Source organism: Imhoffiella purpurea (genome assembly GCF_000585215.1).
Lineage (GTDB): Bacteria > Pseudomonadota > Gammaproteobacteria > Chromatiales > Chromatiaceae > Imhoffiella > Imhoffiella purpurea.
The window spans coordinates 1-462 of sequence record NZ_AONC01000135.1 but is presented as its reverse complement, the minus strand read 5'-3'; the positions used below and the strand labels follow the sequence as shown (position 1 = coordinate 462).

The 462-nt window shown below is 60.8% G+C and carries 1 protein-coding gene; it reads right to left on the bottom strand.

Going from position 1 to position 462, the window contains the following annotated elements:
* A partial coding sequence (locus D779_RS20765; protein WP_198295767.1) for a HigA family addiction module antitoxin occupies nt 1–267 on the bottom strand: 267 nt, incomplete at its 3' end.
* Nucleotides 268–462 lie beyond the last annotated feature (195 nt).

Genomic DNA, 462 nt, shown 5'->3' with positions numbered 1-462 from the left:
GGCGTCGTTTAGGTCGTGGTTTTGACTTTGCCATAGCGGAGCCCGTCTGTCTTCACGTCCCCAAGGGAGGAGGAGGGTCTGAACGCTTACGTCGAAGTAGCGTGCGAGCCGGAGCGCCGTGTCCGCGGTGATCGAACGGGTGCCGTTCAGGATTGCGGTGATTCGGTTTGGCGGAACGTGCAGCGCCTTGGCGAGTGCATTCGCCGACAGGGCTAGGGGCTCCATGAAGTCCTCGCGTAGGACCTCGCCGGGGGTAACCGGAGACATCAGGTCAAAACCCTCGGTCACGTCGGAGAAGTCGATTTGGTCCAGGTTGACTCTTTGGATGGCCATAGGTCTTTGAATACTGGATATCCAGAACCAAGGCAATGGGTATCCGTTCGGTTCCCCCCTGCTCTCACGCCGCAGCAGGTGGCGGCAGAACGGGAGCCGGTCGCCCCTGACGACGCTCGCGCATAACCT